This window comes from Undibacterium hunanense (assembly GCF_014284335.1).
GTDB lineage: Bacteria > Pseudomonadota > Gammaproteobacteria > Burkholderiales > Burkholderiaceae_D > Undibacterium > Undibacterium hunanense.
Genome location: NZ_JACOGF010000003.1, coordinates 247,112 through 262,087 on the forward strand (window position 1 = coordinate 247,112; position 14,976 = coordinate 262,087).

The following is a 14,976-nucleotide window of genomic DNA, read 5'->3' on the forward strand; positions in this document are numbered from 1 at the left end:
ATGTATTGTATTATGCCCATGCCGCCTGTGATTCAGGATTAAGGTCACCGGGCAAGGCGTGATACCTGTTCCACAACTGTAAGTAAGCTGCCTGTTCGAGTTCCCAATATGCATCATTCCATCCCAGTTCAGTCTGACAGATCAGTTTGATACGCGGCAACAAGGCCAGTCCACCATGCCGTAGCAGCAGGCCAATACGGGTTCTGCGCAACAGCAGGTCTTCCAGATGCTGCACAGCTTCATGCCGGGCAGCCCAGCGTAACTCTACCCACATGGTCAGTGTGCCGGGCAGGTAGTTCAGCTCCCCTTCCCTTGCTGCTGCCAGCACGGCGGCAGCCAGAGTACCGTAATGTCCTTGCAGGCGCGTTCTCCTCGCATGATCCAGTCGTGCATCGCCAGACAAGTCGTCAGCCGGTTTAAACAAGCTGTCGTCATTGATGGCGGATGCCGGTACCGGAAGCAAGGACGCTATTTGCTTCATGACATCCAGTGCAATCAGGCGAAAGGTTGTCAGCTTGCCGCCAGTGACTGTCAGTAATCCATTTTCCAGCCATATGGCATGGTCACGCCCTTCTTTCGACGGATCTGCCTTGCCACTATCAATCACAGGGCGTACACCGGCGTAACAAGAAATAATATCGCTTCGCCTGATCTGCAATTGCGGGAACTGAAAATCCAGCGCTTCCATCAGATAGTCAACTTCTTCTGCGGTAATGCTGGCCTCGGTCTGCAAATCGGTATGATGATCCACATCGGTGGTGCCAACGAGGCTAACACCTTCCCAGGGATAGGCAAATACCGGCCGGCCATCACGCGGGTGCATAAAACTGACAGCTTGCGCCACCGGCAAACGCCAGGCGGGCAGCAACAAATGACTGCCGCGCAGAGGGCGTAACTTGTGTTGCGCAACTTGTTGCTGTTGCGGCTCCTGCTCATGCACCTGCAATGATGTGGACTGCAATGATATGGACTGCGAGCACAATTTTTCGGCCCAGGCTCCCGTCGCATTAATAATGACTTTTGCCTGTATCTCGTAGCGCTGTTTGTTGCGTGCATCGATCAATGATGCGCCATATGCCAATCCATCACGGTACAGGATGCGATCAACGCCCACATAGTTCAGCGCCTGACCAGCATTTGCTCCAGCTTCCTGCAAGACCCGAAATACCAGACGTGCATCGTCGGTTTTGGCGTCCTGGTAGCATAAACCACCCAGCAAATTGCGGCGATCAATATGCGGGGCCAGCATCAGGAAGTCTTGTGCCCGATGATAGCGGCGAGTCTGCTTTTGCCCTTGCCTGCCAGCCATCCAGTCATAAATAGCCAAACCAAAAGAAAACAGCCAGCGCCCCGGTTTGCGTCCCTTATAGTCGCCAAAAGCAAAACTCTGCGGATCCACCAGACCTGCGACTGATTCCAGCAAGCGCTGCCTTTCATGGACAGAATCCAATGTCAGACCAAATTTCCCCTGTTGCATATAACGTAGCCCACCGTGCACCAGCTTGGATGAGCGACTGGACGTGCCCCAGGCAAAATCCCTTTGCTCTACCAGCAAGACTTTCCAGCCACGTCGTGCCGCTTCCAGTAAAATGCCAGCACCGGTAATGCCTCCGCCTATTACCAGCACATCCCAGTCCTGGCACAACAAGTCTGCGACCTGATTGGATTGAAAGCCTTGTTTGCTGTTTTCGGCCTTCATCGCAAGCTGCCTTCTGCTGGCAATAATTTACCGGGATTCATGATGCCCTTCGGATCAAAATGCCGGTACAGATGATGCAGACTGCTCATGCCAAGCTCTCCTTTTTCTACCGCAAGATAAGGTGCATGATCGTAACCGACACCGTGCTGGTGGCTGATGGTGCCTCCATGGCTCACGATGAATCGGGAAATGGCAGATTTAAGTTTGTACCAGCGCGCCATATCACGATCAAAATCACCACTCAAGCGATAGACGAAGGTGGTATAGACACTCGCTCCTTGCGCATACAAATGGGATAAATGGGTATACACATGCAGCTTTTCGTCTTCGCTGCTCATGATGTCCTTGCCGGTCTGTTCCATACCCAGCATCATGCCTTTGACTTTAGACCAATCGCAGGCAGTTTCTACCGTGTCTACGACATAGCCCTGCTCCCACAGGCTATTACGCAGGTAGACATTCTTGAAACGCCCCTGCTTCCATTTTTCACCCATGTAGCGACCGACATGAATACCTTGCCAGCCTCGCGCGATTTTCAGCGATGATCTGATGGCATGCCGTACATGCCTGCCATCACCACTGGCACCCAGCAATAACAGGCATTTTTCTGATCCGCAGCCTCGCAAGCGTAAATAACTTTCCAGCACGCCTATCATTTTTTTATGGCCTGCCAGTGTCAGGCTGGTGAGTGTCTCGGTTGCATTCGACAAACGCAGCATGGACAAACCAGGTTCAGCCTGGACAATGGCCCTGATGGCAGCCTGTGCTGCATCCCAGTCATGAAAGAATACGGCATGAAATTCTTCGCATGCAGGTAAGGGGCGTATGCGTACCGTGGCTTCAGTCAATATCCCCATGCGTCCTTCAGAACCCAGCAGGATTTCGCGCAGATCCGGCCCGGCTGCCGATGCAGGAAATGGCCGGATATCCAGCCGCCCTTGTGGCGTTTCCACTCTGCCACCGGCAAACAGGTTTTCTATACGGCCATATCCCAGCGATTGCTGCCCCGAAGAACGGGTAACGACCCAGCCGCCCAGGGTTGAATATTCAAATGACTGCGGAAAATGGCCCAGGGTGTACCCCTGAGCGCGCAGTTGCGCCTCAATATCAGGACCGAAAGTACCCGCGCCAAAGCGCGCCAGTTGCGCTTCTTTATCCAGATCAAGCAGGCCACACAAGCGCGACATATCCACACTCAGTACCGGCTGATCACTCGCAATCACTTGCAGATGCCCCACCACACTAGTGCCACCGCCATAGGGGATCAACGCGATATTGCGCTGACCGGCATAATCGAGCAGCGTACGTAATTCTTCAATGCTTTCCGGATAAGCGACGCCATCGGGGAAGGTCTGTATCTTGCCGTAACGCATTTTTAGCCAGTCCGGCACGCTTTGTCCACTGCTATGTCGCAGGCGGGTCTCTGGACTGGTATCGATCAGGGCATGTGCGGTCAGTCTGCTTGCCGGCAGTTGCTGGCAGATCTGACTCAGCTCCGCATCGGCCGGTGCCACACCCACGCCTATACGTTCACGCAAGAACTCCAGCGCATCTGCATTCAGGGCAAATGTGATACTGTCATCTCCCCAGCCATTCCAACGTCGCATTTTTATTCTTTCGTTTAAGTTTCAATTATTCAGGATTTACGCAAATTTAGCCTGGCAAGGCGTGGCAACGAAGACGGTACTAAGGTACGGAATGTACGATCAGGAGCTGCAACGCAGCCGGGGCGTTTTTTTGTAAGTCCTTGGTATACTTGTTGCACTGTTGCCTGCACTGGTTCCAGCTTAAGCAGACATCCTAGGGATGTCTTGTGCGTTCATGACAGAGGTTTTGTTTTAATATGCCAAATCACGCCAGCACCATACATCTGGGCAATACCTCATCGGGACGGGTGGCCGCAGCCTATCTGCAACCTTTGCTGGATTTGGCCGGGGAGTATGGTTTGTGCCTGCACAACCTGGCGATACAGGCTGGCATGCGCGAGAATGCGCTGACGCAGTTGCGTGAATCCATTGCTGCTGCAGATTATGTAAAATTACTGGATGCTGCAGCGCTAATCAGTGGTGACCTGAATTTTGGCCTGCACACAGGTGAACGGGTCAAGCTGGGCACCTATAATGTATACGGCATGATACTCATGAGCTGCAAGGACTTTGGACTAGCCTTTCAGCACACCATGCGCTACGAAAGCCTGGCACATGATCTGGGACGTTCGAGCCTGGTCACGGATGGTGACCTGACAGAATACCAATGGCATAACCATTTTCCCGCGGCCAGCAGACATCTGGTCGAGAGCGTTTTTGCCGGCATCCGGGTTTTTGGCAACTGGTTTGCCGGTACCCCCCTGCCTTTTGTCCCGGTTCTTTTTATGCATGCCGCACCAGACAAACTGGATGAACACCATAGGCTGTTCGGACCAGACGTGCATTTTGGCACTGACTTGAATTGCGCCCGCTTCCCGACTGCTTTGCTGAACTGGCAGGTACCCAATGCAGATATCAGCATGTATCCGGTATTGCAGCAACATGCTGAACAATTGCTTAGGGAAAAACAACGATTACAGAATGAAAATGGCATCATTGCACTGGTGCGTGCCGCCATTGCCAGCAAACTGGCGCAGGATCAGGCAAGATTGCCGCTGATTGCTCAAGAACTGGCACTCAGTCAACGCACCCTGCAACGTAAACTTAGCGATGCCGGTGTCAGCTTTCAACAATTGCTTGATCGCAGTCGTCAGGAACTGGCAGAAGATTATCTGCGCACATCGGAATATAGTCTGACTGATATCGCCTTCCTGCTTGGGTATCAGGAACAAAGCACCTTCAATCATGCTTTCAAAGAATGGACAGGCACCAGCCCCGGCAGTTTTCGTGACCAGCATGCCTTGTACAAATAAAAAAACGTGGAAACATTTTATGTTCCCACGTTTTATTTGTCTGGACGGTGGCTTGTCCGTTTGAATGCGAACAAGGCCCACCTCACTGCCATCATGCATATCGGTTGCATGTACAGCAGCTATGAGTACTATATCCTTTTTTTATGACGGCTGCATGAATTGAACATCCGGTTCAGAAATATCGGCAATTCAGGCGAGAATATAGATTGCACTTACACGATCAGGGGTTTCAGATATTGATGTCAGTCTACTGATACCTGGCTTGCCCCATCGTCAGGCGGTGTACGATAGTCGTCGTCCGGTTTTACCAGTTCAAACTTGAACAGTTGCTGTACCGAACAGTTAAACAGTTCGGCAAAAGCTTCTATGAATTCCACCTTCCAGTGTTCTGCCTTGTTATCAACGATACGCAGCAACTGCGAATGCGAGACAGTGACGCGTTTGGCGATCAACAGGCGATGCAGGGCAGACACCGAGCGGATCTTGTTTTCCGCCATCAATTCGCGAATGCGCATTTCGGCCTTGATACGCTGATGCGGGGCGGATGAATCTGGTGTGTCAGTATATATATTGGGCATAATCGAACCTCACTTCGACGGCTGCGATGATACAGGACTTGCATGCATTTTGCGGATGCCGCATAAATACAACATTGAATACCACTATTTCACCATGACAAGCTAGATTTTTTTTCTTAGCTATGGCAAGATCAAATCATCAAATGTAGTAAGCATAAACGGTTCAAATACACAAGGCATTTACGGCAATCAGCCGCTAATTTTTTAAGGATTAATAGTGAAGACAACCTGGCTCTCACAACTGAAACAAAGCGTGCGCCCAACAGCGCAGGGCTTCGTGTCAGCGTGCGCCTTGCCGTCAACACTAACAGTCAATACAGCAGTAGCAGGAACCGTCGCTGCCGCCGCCATGACAGACCGTAGCATTGCAAACATTATTAACAAACTGAATACGCGCATTAACCGCCATAGCAAACACAATAACAGTAACAATACGCGATCCCAGTCAGTCAGTTTTAAAACGTATTCAACACCATATAGCCGCATCCGAAGGGAAGACCTTCAGGTAGCGGGAGCAAGCTAAAACCAAGCTCCCTCTTACCCCAAGCTGAAAAGCCCGGATGCCCTTAAAAGCTTCGGGCTTTTTTGTTTTACCGTCTGCCTGACATCGTTGAGCAGACTCAGCACGGAAACCCGCGTAAGCGGTCGTGATCAGCATTTAATGATCACGGAAACACTTTCATCGACGTTATTACTTATTTCCCGGGATTTGATGCCGGGGCTGGCGACCAGGCAAATGCAGGCTGGCAAGTCAGTATATTCAGGAGTTCAGGGGTATTCCATCCCTGCTTCTATTGCTTTTTATCTTAATGAAGGGAGGTAAACATGTTTGCTGTATTCTGGATAGAAATCCACAACCAAATAAAAATGTCTCAATGCAAGGAATTTCAATCAGGCGACATGGTTGCCGCCTTGAAATTTGCAGATGAGTTACGCCAAAGACAGGCTGCCGGCGAATATTTACGCCATATCACCATGTCTTCGGAAAACACCAATTCAGTCGGCATACCAAGTGCAGCAATGGCCTATCATTGGGCTGAACATAAAATTGCCGCATAGATGCTCTATCCATGGCAACCCTGCCCTGAATACCATCCAGCTGATGCGTGCCCGACTTACTGGCGAAGGTCCAGAAAATACTGGAACCTTCGCTTTTTTATTTACTAAATAACACTTTTACGCGCGTTATCGTCACGGCTTATGGATTAAAATCAGTATCACTTTTCAACTGCTGGTGCTGAGCAATGAAACTTTTGGAAAAAGCAAGCGTACAAGCCTTTCACAAACATCGCCTGGGTGGCAGCAACCTGCAGGCCATGGGGTTTCGTGGGCCGGACAGCCAGACCAAACGTTTCGAAACCTTATGTACCTGGGGTAATTTTTCGGGCTGCTCCATTCTCGACCTTGGTTGTGGCTACGGCGACCTGAAACCATTCCTGGATGCGCGCTACGATAACTTCATTTACCTGGGCGTGGATTTCCTCAAGGAATTCGTCGAAGCAGCACAGGAACGTCTGGGACATCTTCCCAATACACAATTCTTCCAGTCTGATTTTCTGACCACGGGCCTGCCCGAAGTTGATATTGTCATTGCCTCAGGCAGCCTGAATTATCGCTCTGAAAATGTGCTACATCCCTGGCAGATCATTTCACAGATGTGGAAAATTGCCGGCAAGGGTGTGGCGTTTAATTTGCTGGATGCAGAAGTATTTGGACAGGACGAAATGCTATGCGGCTACATCAAGGATGAGGTACTGACTTACTGCCGCAAGCTGGATCCGCAAGCTGAATTGATCACAGGCTATTTGCCCGACGACTTTACTATATTAATGCACAAATAAGCCAGAACCTGTCTAGCCTATCCCAAGGATTCGCAGCCGCCTGAATCACCAGGCATTCGGGTAATTGGCATCAATTAATTTCCCACAAGCAATATCAGCATTTCAATTTGCCCAGATGCATCAAATCTGGCTGAAAAATTGACCACTTCCGGATTTTGGTCCGACCACTTCTATACAGTTTCGCCATTAAAGCGACAAGATGTCATGAGGCAAAATTGCCACATCAGTAATAAAAAAAACGAATAATTATCTGTTGTGCGTAAATTAAGTAACATGTTACTCTTGTATGTATTATTTGTAATAGATTTTTACAATAAAATTATGGCATTTCGCGACATCCGTTTCTAGTCGAGCGGCTGAACAAAAAAAGTTTGTGACGCAGGATTAAGCAATGATCAATGCAGCAATCAGTCATTTGGCAGGGCAGTTAAATCAACACTTCAGAAACAATTATCACTCGGTTGAAGACCTGGTAGTGGTATCCAATCTGGTTGAACTTGACGGCAGTGTCGCCCCGCATGCCAGCAACAAGCTGGTGCTGATGCTGGTTAACATTGAAAAAGATACCCTTCCCTACCGTACTGGCTTGCCTCAGCGTAGCAACGATGAACGACTGCTGGTTCACAGCACTCCTCTGTATCTGAATCTGTACTTGATGATGGCAGCGAATTTTGGTGGCGGCAATTATGCTGAAGCACTAAAGACCATTTCCAATGCAGTCAGTTTTTTCCAGCAGCATGCTGTCTTCGACCAGCATAACAGCCCCGGCCTGGATACCAGGATAGAAAAACTGATTCTGGATATCGAAAATCTGAAAATCCCTGATCTGAATAATCTCTGGAGTCTGCTCGGCGGCCGCTATCTGCCATCGGTATTCTACAAAGTACGCATGATCAGTATGGATGCCACCGCAGTCATAGGGCAGGTACCTGTCATTATTGACACCAAGAATCAAGTTGCGGGCTAGGTGACGTATGGCGCGCTTTGTTCCCCTGTTCTCTATTGTCATTGAGCATGATTTCTTTGCTGGCACCCCCGGTGCCAACTGGCGTTTTACGCCGACGCCTCAATGCGCAGAACTGGAGAAGCAGTATTGTCTATTGTTGCGCCCGGTTGATAAAGGTCTGGAAATGTGGCGTGAGTCAGACGCAGCCAGTCCTTCGCCAGATACCGTGCAAGACCTTCATGTCGCAGACACCCGGGATGCCGTACTGGCACGCAATGCAGAAGACAAGGCCTTGTGCTTCAGCTATGAAGTCCGTTGCGATGACCCTCAACTCTCTTTCTATACCGATTGGCCCATTACCCCGCCGCTGTGCTTTAGTAATGAAGGGCTGGCACAGGATGCAGCTCTCGTGAAATTACAGGCAAGCGCCATACCCACCTCTTCCCGACCGGAAACGGTACGACGACATGAGGGCTTTCAATTCAAGGCAGCACAATTTTCTATCAATATCTTTTTATCAGAAGCAGAAGTTTTAAACCAGGCAGTACAGAAAGACCGGATTTCCAGGTGCTATGCAATTCACCTGAAATCCAAAACGATACGCTGGAAGTATTTTTTTACTGGTTCATTAGCCAGGAAAAAAATGCAAATAGTGGATCTGGATGCAAATGAAGGACAGACCGGCATCGTTTTTGAAGCCTCAACGCAAACTGCCACAGACTCAGGTTTTGCCTTGATCTCACAAACGGCAATCCCCATGCAGTACAGGCCGGTGCAACAGTTTCAATTGCGGGAAGCTGGTATGGCGGGAAAGGTTTTGATCAAGCGACTGCCAAACGCAAGTGTTAACAAAATTGGCAAAGAAAGAGGTCCGGATGGGCAAAATCTGCTCGTTGCGGAAATTTATATTCATCAATAATTTTCAAAGGAACACATATGGCTGGCGCGTATAAAACACCCGGTGTCTATATCGTTGAGAAAAACGCCTTTCCCAACTCGGTAGTTGAAGTTGCTACCGCAGTTCCTGCCTTCATCGGCTATACCGAGAAAGCAGACAACAAAGGCACTTCGTTGGCAGACAAACCGTGGCGCATTACCTCGATGTCTGAATTCCATGAATATTATGGATACAGACCCAAAGATCTGTTCGACATTACGGACTTGCCAGCCAAGGAAGAAGGCAAGCCTACACCTGTAAGCGACTTCAAAATTGGCAAGAGCGAATATGTGCTGGCCGAAAAAGATCCGCGTTACTTCCTGTACTACAGCATGATGCTGTTTTTCAAAAACGGCGGCGGTGCCTGCTATATCGTCTCTGTCGGCACATATGGCCAAAGCATAGAAAAACCGAAACTGGCTGGCGGTATTGATAAGCTGCTCAAAGAGCAGGAGCCAACCATGGTCGTCATCCCGGACGCCGTGTCCCTGGCTGAAGCAGACTGCATCGCCTTGCAACAGGCCAGCCTCATGCATTGCGGCAGCCAGATGAAAAACCGTTTTTCCATCCTCGACGTATACAACGGCTACCGCGACCGCAAAGACCCTGCGGCCGGTGACTGCATCGCCAAATTCCGTAATGCCCTCGGCACCAACTTCCTCAATTTCGGCGCAGCATATTATCCGTGGATTGATACATCGATCGTCCAGACATCGGATCTCGATTACAACAACCTGACTGACGTCGCCAAGTTCAAGGAAATTCTGACTGCCGAAGTCAATCAAAGCCCATTGGCCCAAGACAAGAAAGATAGCATCCTGGCTGTCATCGCCAAGGTCGGCGTCGAAGGCGACCCTAGCAAGCCTGACTATCTGTCCCATGAAGAACTGCATAAAACGCTGTTCGTGGTCAGCCCTGGCTATGGCAATATCCTGTTGACGATCAAGAAAAAACTGAACTTGCTGCCACCTTCTGGCGCCATGGCCGGTATCTACACGTTGGTGGACAATTCTCGCGGCGTCTGGAAAGCACCAGCCAACGTCAGTCTGAATGAAGTCGTGGCACCTGCCGTCAATGTGACCCATGACGAACAGGAAGACCTGAACGTCACAACTTCCGGCAAATCCATCAATGCCATCCGCCCATTCATAGGCGAAGGCACACTGGTGTGGGGCGCACGTACACTGGATGGCAATAGTCTCGACTGGCGCTATATCAACGTACGCCGCACCATGATCATGCTGGAAGAATCGGTACGTCTGGCCAGCAAAGCTTTTGTATTTGAACCCAATGTGTCTGGCACCTGGGTCACCATGAAAAGCATGATCAGCAATTTCCTGAATGGCATATGGAAACGCGGTGGTCTGGCTGGTGCGAGTCCGGAAGATGCATTCAGTGTCCATGTCGGCCTGGGTGAAACCATGACACCGGAAGATATCCTGGAAGGCATCATGCGCATTACCGTGCTGGTTGCACTCAGCCGTCCTGCCGAATTTATTGAAATCACGTTCCAGCAACAAATGCAAAAATCCTGATCCGGTGTTTTTGATATGGCACCACGGTAGGCAAAAGCTTGCCCTGGTTACATTTAATTTTATTTATTTATACAAGATAGAGGCAAATTATGGCAGATGACGGAAAAACGCAATCGGCAACAGTATGGCCCATGCCGAAATTCTATTTCAAGGTAATGTGGGGCAAGAATGAAATGGCGTTTCAGGAAGTATCTGGTCTGGATGTGCAATCCGAAGAGATCAAATATCGTTCCGGAAACAGCCCGATATTTTCAGTAGTCAAAATGCCCGGCATGAAGAAATACAGCAATATCACCATGAAAAAAGGCGTCTTCAAGGGTGACAACAAGTTCTGGGATTGGCTGGACAAGATCAAGCTCAACACCATTGAGCGTATCAGTGTGACGATCAGCCTGCTGGATGAAAAAGGTAAAGACACGATGATCTGGGAACTGAGCAATGCCTGGCCAACCAAGATCACCAGCACAGACCTGAAGTCAGAAGGCAATGAAGTGGCGATAGAAACCATAGAAATCGTGCACGAAGGCCTGACCATCAAGAATGCTTAATGGTCAATGATTAATGACCAATGACTTTTTTGATAATGGGTATCCACCGCCAGCGTTCTACTTTTCAGTAACGATTGGTAATGGTATCCAGGTTCCCGATACTTCGTTCAGCGAAGTGTCGGGAATTGGCACAGAAATTGAAACTGAATCAGTGGTGGAAGGTGGTGAAAACCGCTTTGTGCATCAGTTGCCGTTAAAGATGAAACACGGCAATCTGGAGCTCAAACGCGGGATTGCCACCCTTCAGTCACCGCTGGTGGTCTGGTGCAAGGCGGTACTGGAGGGTGAATTCATGCAATTGATCGTTCCTCAAACGATCATTGTCAATCTTAAAAGTAACACTATGGCACCCGGCAGTACAACAGCAACCGAAGTACTCAGAACCTGGGAGTTCTTTGGTGCCTATCCGATCAAGTGGGATGTGGAAAGCTTTAGTTCTACCAAAAATGATGTCGCAATCGAGAAAATCACATTCAGTTATACCTATTCACAACGCACCAAATAGATCAGGAGCATGATATGTCAATCGAAATCAAACAACTGCTGATCAAATCCACCATCGTGCAGCGTGAAACCCGGGATACAGAAATCAATCTCCAGGAAAAACAGGTACTGAAAGACGAAATTCTGCTTGAATGCAAACAATTGATTGCATCCCTGTTACGTGAACGCGGGGAGCGCTGATTATGCCACTGCCAGCACCAGCCGCTTCCGCGTCAGGACAAAAAACCCTGCTGACCATATCCCCCTGTACGGTCTCCACTGAGGGAACCATCAGCGTAGACAGCAGCCGTACTGCGTTTACGGCTCTGATGAATCCGTCCGGGTATGGTCATGATTTTACGATCCGGTATTCAAAAAATCAGGCCTTGGGTCAACCTGGAAATGAAACAAAATTCTCTGCCAGTCAGCCTGAAAAACTGACCCTGAAAGAAATGGTACTGGACGGGACAGGTGCCGTACCTGGCACGACCCAGACCGTCATCCAGCAGATTGATGCCTTGCGCAACACCGTGTACACCTATGTCGGCTCCAAGCATGAGGCCCCCATAGTGCAGGTGGTATGGGGAATGCTGATTTTCTATGGCCGTGTTGAAGGTTTGAAATTTGACTACACCCTGTTCAAACCCAGCGGTGAACCGCTGCGCGCCAAGGTCACGCTGACGTTTATCGAATACACCAGTGCCGCCGAAATCGTCAAGGAGACCAAGCTCAACTCTCCCGACCTGACGCATCTGGTAGAAGTCAAGGCGGGCGATACCCTGCCCCTTTTATGCTACAAAATTTATCGCGATTGTTCGTATTACCAGGAAGTAGCCCGCATCAACCGCCTGACCTGTTTCAGAACCTTGCAGCCTGGAATGAAATTACGTTTTCCTCCGCTTTCATAGCGTAAGCCTGTCTAAGCAGATACGCTGAAATGATTTTTCAAGAAAAGAAAGCAGATGGCAAATTCCCCATTTACAAATAGCACTGGTGTTCTGACCTTGTCCATCACCTGCGATGGCAAGCCAATTCCTGACGCGGCGCAAGTCGTATCAGTTGAGACGAATCACAGTACTAACCGCATACCCACAGCCATCATCACCGTGCTGGATGGCGACATGCCGAATGGCCTTTTCCCTCTTGCTGATGGCGGAAATTTCAAACCAGGCACCAAGATTGTGATCAGTGCTGGCTATGACCTCACGACGCAAGTCATTTTCACCGGCGTAGTGATTAAACATTCCGTCAAAATTACTGGCGACAATTATGCACGGCTGGTCATAGAATGCCGCGACCAGGCGCTGGCAATGACAGTGGGCCGCAAAAACGCCAATTTCGTCGAGCAGACCGACAGCGACATCATGACCTCGCTGATCGGTAACTATCCCGGCCTGACTGCCGACGTGGCAGCAACCACAGTCACCTATAAAGAACTGGTTCAATACTATGTAACTGACTGGGACTATATGATGGCACGGGCCGAGGTCAACGGCTTCCTGGTGATCGTTGATGCCGGTACGGTCAGTATCAAGGCACCGCAGACCTCGGCTGCACCTGTCCTGACGCTGACCTATGGTATTGATCTGATGGAGTTTCATGCCGAACTCGACGCACGCTGGCAGCTCAGCAACGTCACCAGCACTAGCTGGGATATGGCAACCCAGGCTATCGTCAAGGGAACTGCAACACCTACTACCCTGACTAGCCAGGGTGATATCGCTGCCGCGGAGCTGGCCAAAGTGCTGGGCGTCGCCGATTTTGGCTTGCAATCAGCCGCCAACCTCGAATCTGCAACACTGACCAACTGGGCCAAGGCGCAGCAATTGAAATCCGGCTTGTCGAGAATACGCGGCAGAATGCGCTATCAGGGCAGTGCCGTTACCAAACCTGGCGTGGTGCTGGAACTGAAAAGCGTAGGCAAACATTTTAATGGCAACGTGCTGGCTACCAACGTCTTTCATCACCTGATCGATGGCAACTGGGTGACAGAAGTTGAATTTGGTATGCCCCCGTATTGGTTCACGGAAGATTACCAGACCCATGCACCTGAGGCAGCGGGCTGGACATCCGGTGTATGCGGCCTGCATATTGGAGTCGTCCTGAAACTGGAAGGCGACCCGGAAAATCAATACAAAATCCAGGTTTCCGTCCCCTTGATGAATGCACAGACAGTCGGCGTATGGGCGCGGTTTGCCAGCTTCTATGGCTCGGCAGGGTTTGGTGCTTTCATCATTCCTGAAATCGGCGATGAAGTGATATTGGGATTTTTTAATAACGACCCTTCCTGCCCGGTGATACTGGGTAGTCTGTACAGCAGCAAGCATACGCCCGCTTATACGCTTCAGGATGTGAATAACTACAAGGCACTGGTGACACGCAGCAAACTCAAGATGGAATTCGATGAAGAGAAAAAAGTCATCACGTTGATTACCCCGGCCAACAACAAGATAGTCATCAGTGACGATACCAAGTCCATTCTCTTGCAAGACGAGAACATGAACAAGGTGGAATTGAGCCCAAGCGGCATCTTGCTGGATAGCCCGAAAGACATCACCATCAATGCAGCAGGAAAAATCACGATCACCGCCGTGCAAAATGTGGATACAACGGCGCAGATGGATGTCACGACAAAAGGTCTGAATATCACCAGTACTGCAAATATAGGCTTCACGGCCAAAGGAACAGCTACCGCAGAGTTATCTGCCAGCGGCCAGACCACCGTGCGCGGCGCCATCGTGATGATTAACTGAAACGGAGAAAAGCGATGCCCCCAGCCGCACGTATTACAGATATGCATGTATGCCCGATGGTCACGCCCGGCTTGCCACCGATCCCGCATGTCGGCGGCCCTATCAGTGGCCCCTGTGTTCCTACCGTGCTGATTGGTGGTTTACCAGCTGCTGTGGTGGGCGACATGTGCGTCTGCGTCGGGCCTCCTGACACCATCGTCAAGGGATCGATGACAGTATTTATAGGGAAAATGCCCTCCGCCAGGATAGGGGACAATACAGCCCATGGCGGCAATATCGTCTTTGGTTTTCCAACTGTCATCATCGGTGGCTAGGCGCAAATCGGAATCATGACCATGGAAAACAATGCTTCATTTTTAGGTACAGGCTGGAGCTTCCCTCCTGAATTCAGCCGGCGTGGCAACGTCAGGATGATCAGCGCCGAAGAAGACATCCATCAAAGCCTGTTGATACTGATATCCACCACACCGGGGGAGAGAGTCATGCAGCCCAATTTCGGCTGCGGGCTGAAAGCACAGATCTACGAAAACCTGAATGAAAGCACCATTACCGTACTGAAAGACCTGATACGACGCGCCGTCATTTTCTATGAACCCAGGGTTGTACTGGAAGCGATAGAAACAGATCACAGTTACATCTATGAAGGACGGCTGAATATCGAACTGATTTACCGCATCGTCACAACCAACACCCGCCATAACCTGGTGTACCCCTTCTATTTCCGGGAAGGTACCGATGTCCAGGAATAAGCATGAGG

Annotated in this window: 16 protein-coding genes; 13 read left to right on the plus strand and 3 right to left on the minus strand. The window is 50.0% G+C overall.

Annotated elements, in window-relative coordinates; all coding sequences use genetic code 11:
• Nucleotides 1–10: 10 nt before the first annotated feature.
• Complete coding sequence (locus tag H8L32_RS07180; RefSeq protein WP_186946484.1) at nucleotides 11–1,699, minus strand: glycerol-3-phosphate dehydrogenase/oxidase; 1,689 nt, start codon at nucleotides 1,697–1,699, stop codon at nucleotides 11–13.
• Entirely contained in the window at nucleotides 1,696–3,306 is a 1,611-nt protein-coding gene (locus H8L32_RS07185; RefSeq protein WP_186946485.1) for an FAD-binding oxidoreductase, read from the minus strand. Before H8L32_RS07185 ends, H8L32_RS07180 begins: the two co-directional genes overlap by 4 nt.
• Before the next feature lie 236 nt (nucleotides 3,307–3,542).
• On the opposite strand from H8L32_RS07185, the gene H8L32_RS07190 reads away from it, so the two are divergent.
• On the plus strand, nucleotides 3,543–4,598 hold the full coding sequence (locus H8L32_RS07190; RefSeq protein ID WP_186946486.1) for an AraC family transcriptional regulator: 1,056 nt from the start codon (nucleotides 3,543–3,545) through the stop codon (nucleotides 4,596–4,598).
• 242 nt (nucleotides 4,599–4,840) lie between these two features.
• On the opposite strand, the gene H8L32_RS07195 is transcribed toward H8L32_RS07190, so the two are convergent.
• Nucleotides 4,841–5,176: a helix-turn-helix domain-containing protein gene (locus H8L32_RS07195; RefSeq protein WP_186946487.1), complete on the minus strand. Its 336-nt coding sequence runs from the start codon at nucleotides 5,174–5,176 to the stop codon at nucleotides 4,841–4,843.
• Between the two features lie 825 nt (nucleotides 5,177–6,001).
• Between H8L32_RS07195 and H8L32_RS07200 the strand changes: the two genes are divergently transcribed.
• The 12 genes from H8L32_RS07200 to H8L32_RS07255 all read left to right on the plus strand — a co-directional run bounded on the left by H8L32_RS07200 (nucleotide 6,002) and on the right by H8L32_RS07255 (nucleotide 14,968).
• Entirely contained in the window at nucleotides 6,002–6,235 is a 234-nt protein-coding gene (locus H8L32_RS07200; RefSeq protein ID WP_230412107.1) for a hypothetical protein, read from the plus strand.
• 185 nt (nucleotides 6,236–6,420) lie between these two features.
• Nucleotides 6,421–7,017: a class I SAM-dependent methyltransferase gene (locus tag H8L32_RS07205; protein ID WP_186946488.1), complete on the plus strand. Its 597-nt coding sequence runs from the start codon at nucleotides 6,421–6,423 to the stop codon at nucleotides 7,015–7,017.
• Nucleotides 7,018–7,408: 391 nt separating this feature from the next.
• Nucleotides 7,409–7,984 carry a DUF4255 domain-containing protein gene (locus H8L32_RS07210; RefSeq protein ID WP_186946489.1) on the plus strand — a complete coding sequence of 192 codons (576 nt, stop codon included), beginning with the start codon at nucleotides 7,409–7,411 and terminating at the stop codon, nucleotides 7,982–7,984.
• Between the two features lie 388 nt (nucleotides 7,985–8,372).
• Nucleotides 8,373–8,882 (plus strand): hypothetical protein, encoded by a 510-nt coding sequence (locus tag H8L32_RS07215; protein ID WP_222619264.1) that lies wholly within the window; start codon nucleotides 8,373–8,375, stop codon nucleotides 8,880–8,882.
• A 17-nt stretch (nucleotides 8,883–8,899) separates the two neighbouring features.
• Complete coding sequence (locus tag H8L32_RS07220; protein ID WP_186946491.1) at nucleotides 8,900–10,435, plus strand: phage tail sheath family protein; 1,536 nt, start codon at nucleotides 8,900–8,902, stop codon at nucleotides 10,433–10,435.
• Between the two features lie 89 nt (nucleotides 10,436–10,524).
• Nucleotides 10,525–10,983, plus strand: a complete 459-nt coding sequence (locus H8L32_RS07225; RefSeq protein ID WP_186946492.1) for a phage tail protein — start codon at nucleotides 10,525–10,527, stop codon at nucleotides 10,981–10,983.
• 13 nt (nucleotides 10,984–10,996) lie between these two features.
• The gene (locus H8L32_RS07230) at nucleotides 10,997–11,488 is read left to right on the plus strand and encodes a phage tail protein (RefSeq protein ID WP_186946493.1); all 492 of its coding nucleotides are present in this window, start codon (nucleotides 10,997–10,999) and stop codon (nucleotides 11,486–11,488) included.
• Between the two features lie 14 nt (nucleotides 11,489–11,502).
• Entirely contained in the window at nucleotides 11,503–11,667 is a 165-nt protein-coding gene (locus tag H8L32_RS07235) for a DUF5908 family protein (RefSeq protein ID WP_186946494.1), read from the plus strand.
• Nucleotides 11,668–11,669: 2 nt separating this feature from the next.
• Nucleotides 11,670–12,374, plus strand: coding sequence for a CIS tube protein (locus tag H8L32_RS07240; protein WP_186946495.1), 705 nt, complete (start codon nucleotides 11,670–11,672; stop codon nucleotides 12,372–12,374).
• A gap of 54 nt (nucleotides 12,375–12,428) precedes the next feature.
• Nucleotides 12,429–14,219, plus strand: a complete 1,791-nt coding sequence (gene vgrG / locus H8L32_RS07245; RefSeq protein ID WP_186946496.1) for a type VI secretion system tip protein VgrG — start codon at nucleotides 12,429–12,431, stop codon at nucleotides 14,217–14,219.
• A 14-nt stretch (nucleotides 14,220–14,233) separates the two neighbouring features.
• Nucleotides 14,234–14,533, plus strand: coding sequence for a PAAR domain-containing protein (locus H8L32_RS07250; protein ID WP_186946497.1), 300 nt, complete (start codon nucleotides 14,234–14,236; stop codon nucleotides 14,531–14,533).
• Between the two features lie 21 nt (nucleotides 14,534–14,554).
• Nucleotides 14,555–14,968 (plus strand): GPW/gp25 family protein, encoded by a 414-nt coding sequence (locus H8L32_RS07255; RefSeq protein ID WP_222619266.1) that lies wholly within the window; start codon nucleotides 14,555–14,557, stop codon nucleotides 14,966–14,968.
• Nucleotides 14,969–14,976: the final 8 nt, after the last annotated feature.

Excerpts from the sequence above, each read along its gene's own strand:
- H8L32_RS07205 (WP_186946488.1), top strand. The coding sequence starts at position 6,421 with ATGAAACTTTTGGAAAAAGCAAGCGTACAAGCCTTTCACAAACATCGC.
- H8L32_RS07225 (WP_186946492.1), top strand. The coding sequence starts at position 10,525 with ATGGCAGATGACGGAAAAACGCAATCGGCAACAGTATGGCCCATGCCG.
- H8L32_RS07255 (WP_222619266.1), top strand. The coding sequence starts at position 14,555 with ATGGAAAACAATGCTTCATTTTTAGGTACAGGCTGGAGCTTCCCTCCT.
- H8L32_RS07235 (WP_186946494.1), top strand. The coding sequence starts at position 11,503 with ATGTCAATCGAAATCAAACAACTGCTGATCAAATCCACCATCGTGCAG.
- H8L32_RS07250 (WP_186946497.1), top strand. The coding sequence starts at position 14,234 with ATGCCCCCAGCCGCACGTATTACAGATATGCATGTATGCCCGATGGTC.
- H8L32_RS07240 (WP_186946495.1), top strand. The coding sequence starts at position 11,670 with ATGCCACTGCCAGCACCAGCCGCTTCCGCGTCAGGACAAAAAACCCTG.
- H8L32_RS07185 (WP_186946485.1), bottom strand. The coding sequence starts at position 3,306 with ATGCGACGTTGGAATGGCTGGGGAGATGACAGTATCACATTTGCCCTG.
- H8L32_RS07190 (WP_186946486.1), top strand. The coding sequence starts at position 3,543 with ATGCCAAATCACGCCAGCACCATACATCTGGGCAATACCTCATCGGGA.
- H8L32_RS07210 (WP_186946489.1), top strand. The coding sequence starts at position 7,409 with ATGATCAATGCAGCAATCAGTCATTTGGCAGGGCAGTTAAATCAACAC.
- H8L32_RS07230 (WP_186946493.1), top strand. The coding sequence starts at position 10,997 with ATGACCAATGACTTTTTTGATAATGGGTATCCACCGCCAGCGTTCTAC.
- H8L32_RS07195 (WP_186946487.1), bottom strand. The coding sequence starts at position 5,176 with ATGCCCAATATATATACTGACACACCAGATTCATCCGCCCCGCATCAG.
- vgrG (WP_186946496.1), top strand. The coding sequence starts at position 12,429 with ATGGCAAATTCCCCATTTACAAATAGCACTGGTGTTCTGACCTTGTCC.
- H8L32_RS07220 (WP_186946491.1), top strand. The coding sequence starts at position 8,900 with ATGGCTGGCGCGTATAAAACACCCGGTGTCTATATCGTTGAGAAAAAC.
- H8L32_RS07200 (WP_230412107.1), top strand. The coding sequence starts at position 6,002 with ATGTTTGCTGTATTCTGGATAGAAATCCACAACCAAATAAAAATGTCT.
- H8L32_RS07180 (WP_186946484.1), bottom strand. The coding sequence starts at position 1,699 with ATGAAGGCCGAAAACAGCAAACAAGGCTTTCAATCCAATCAGGTCGCA.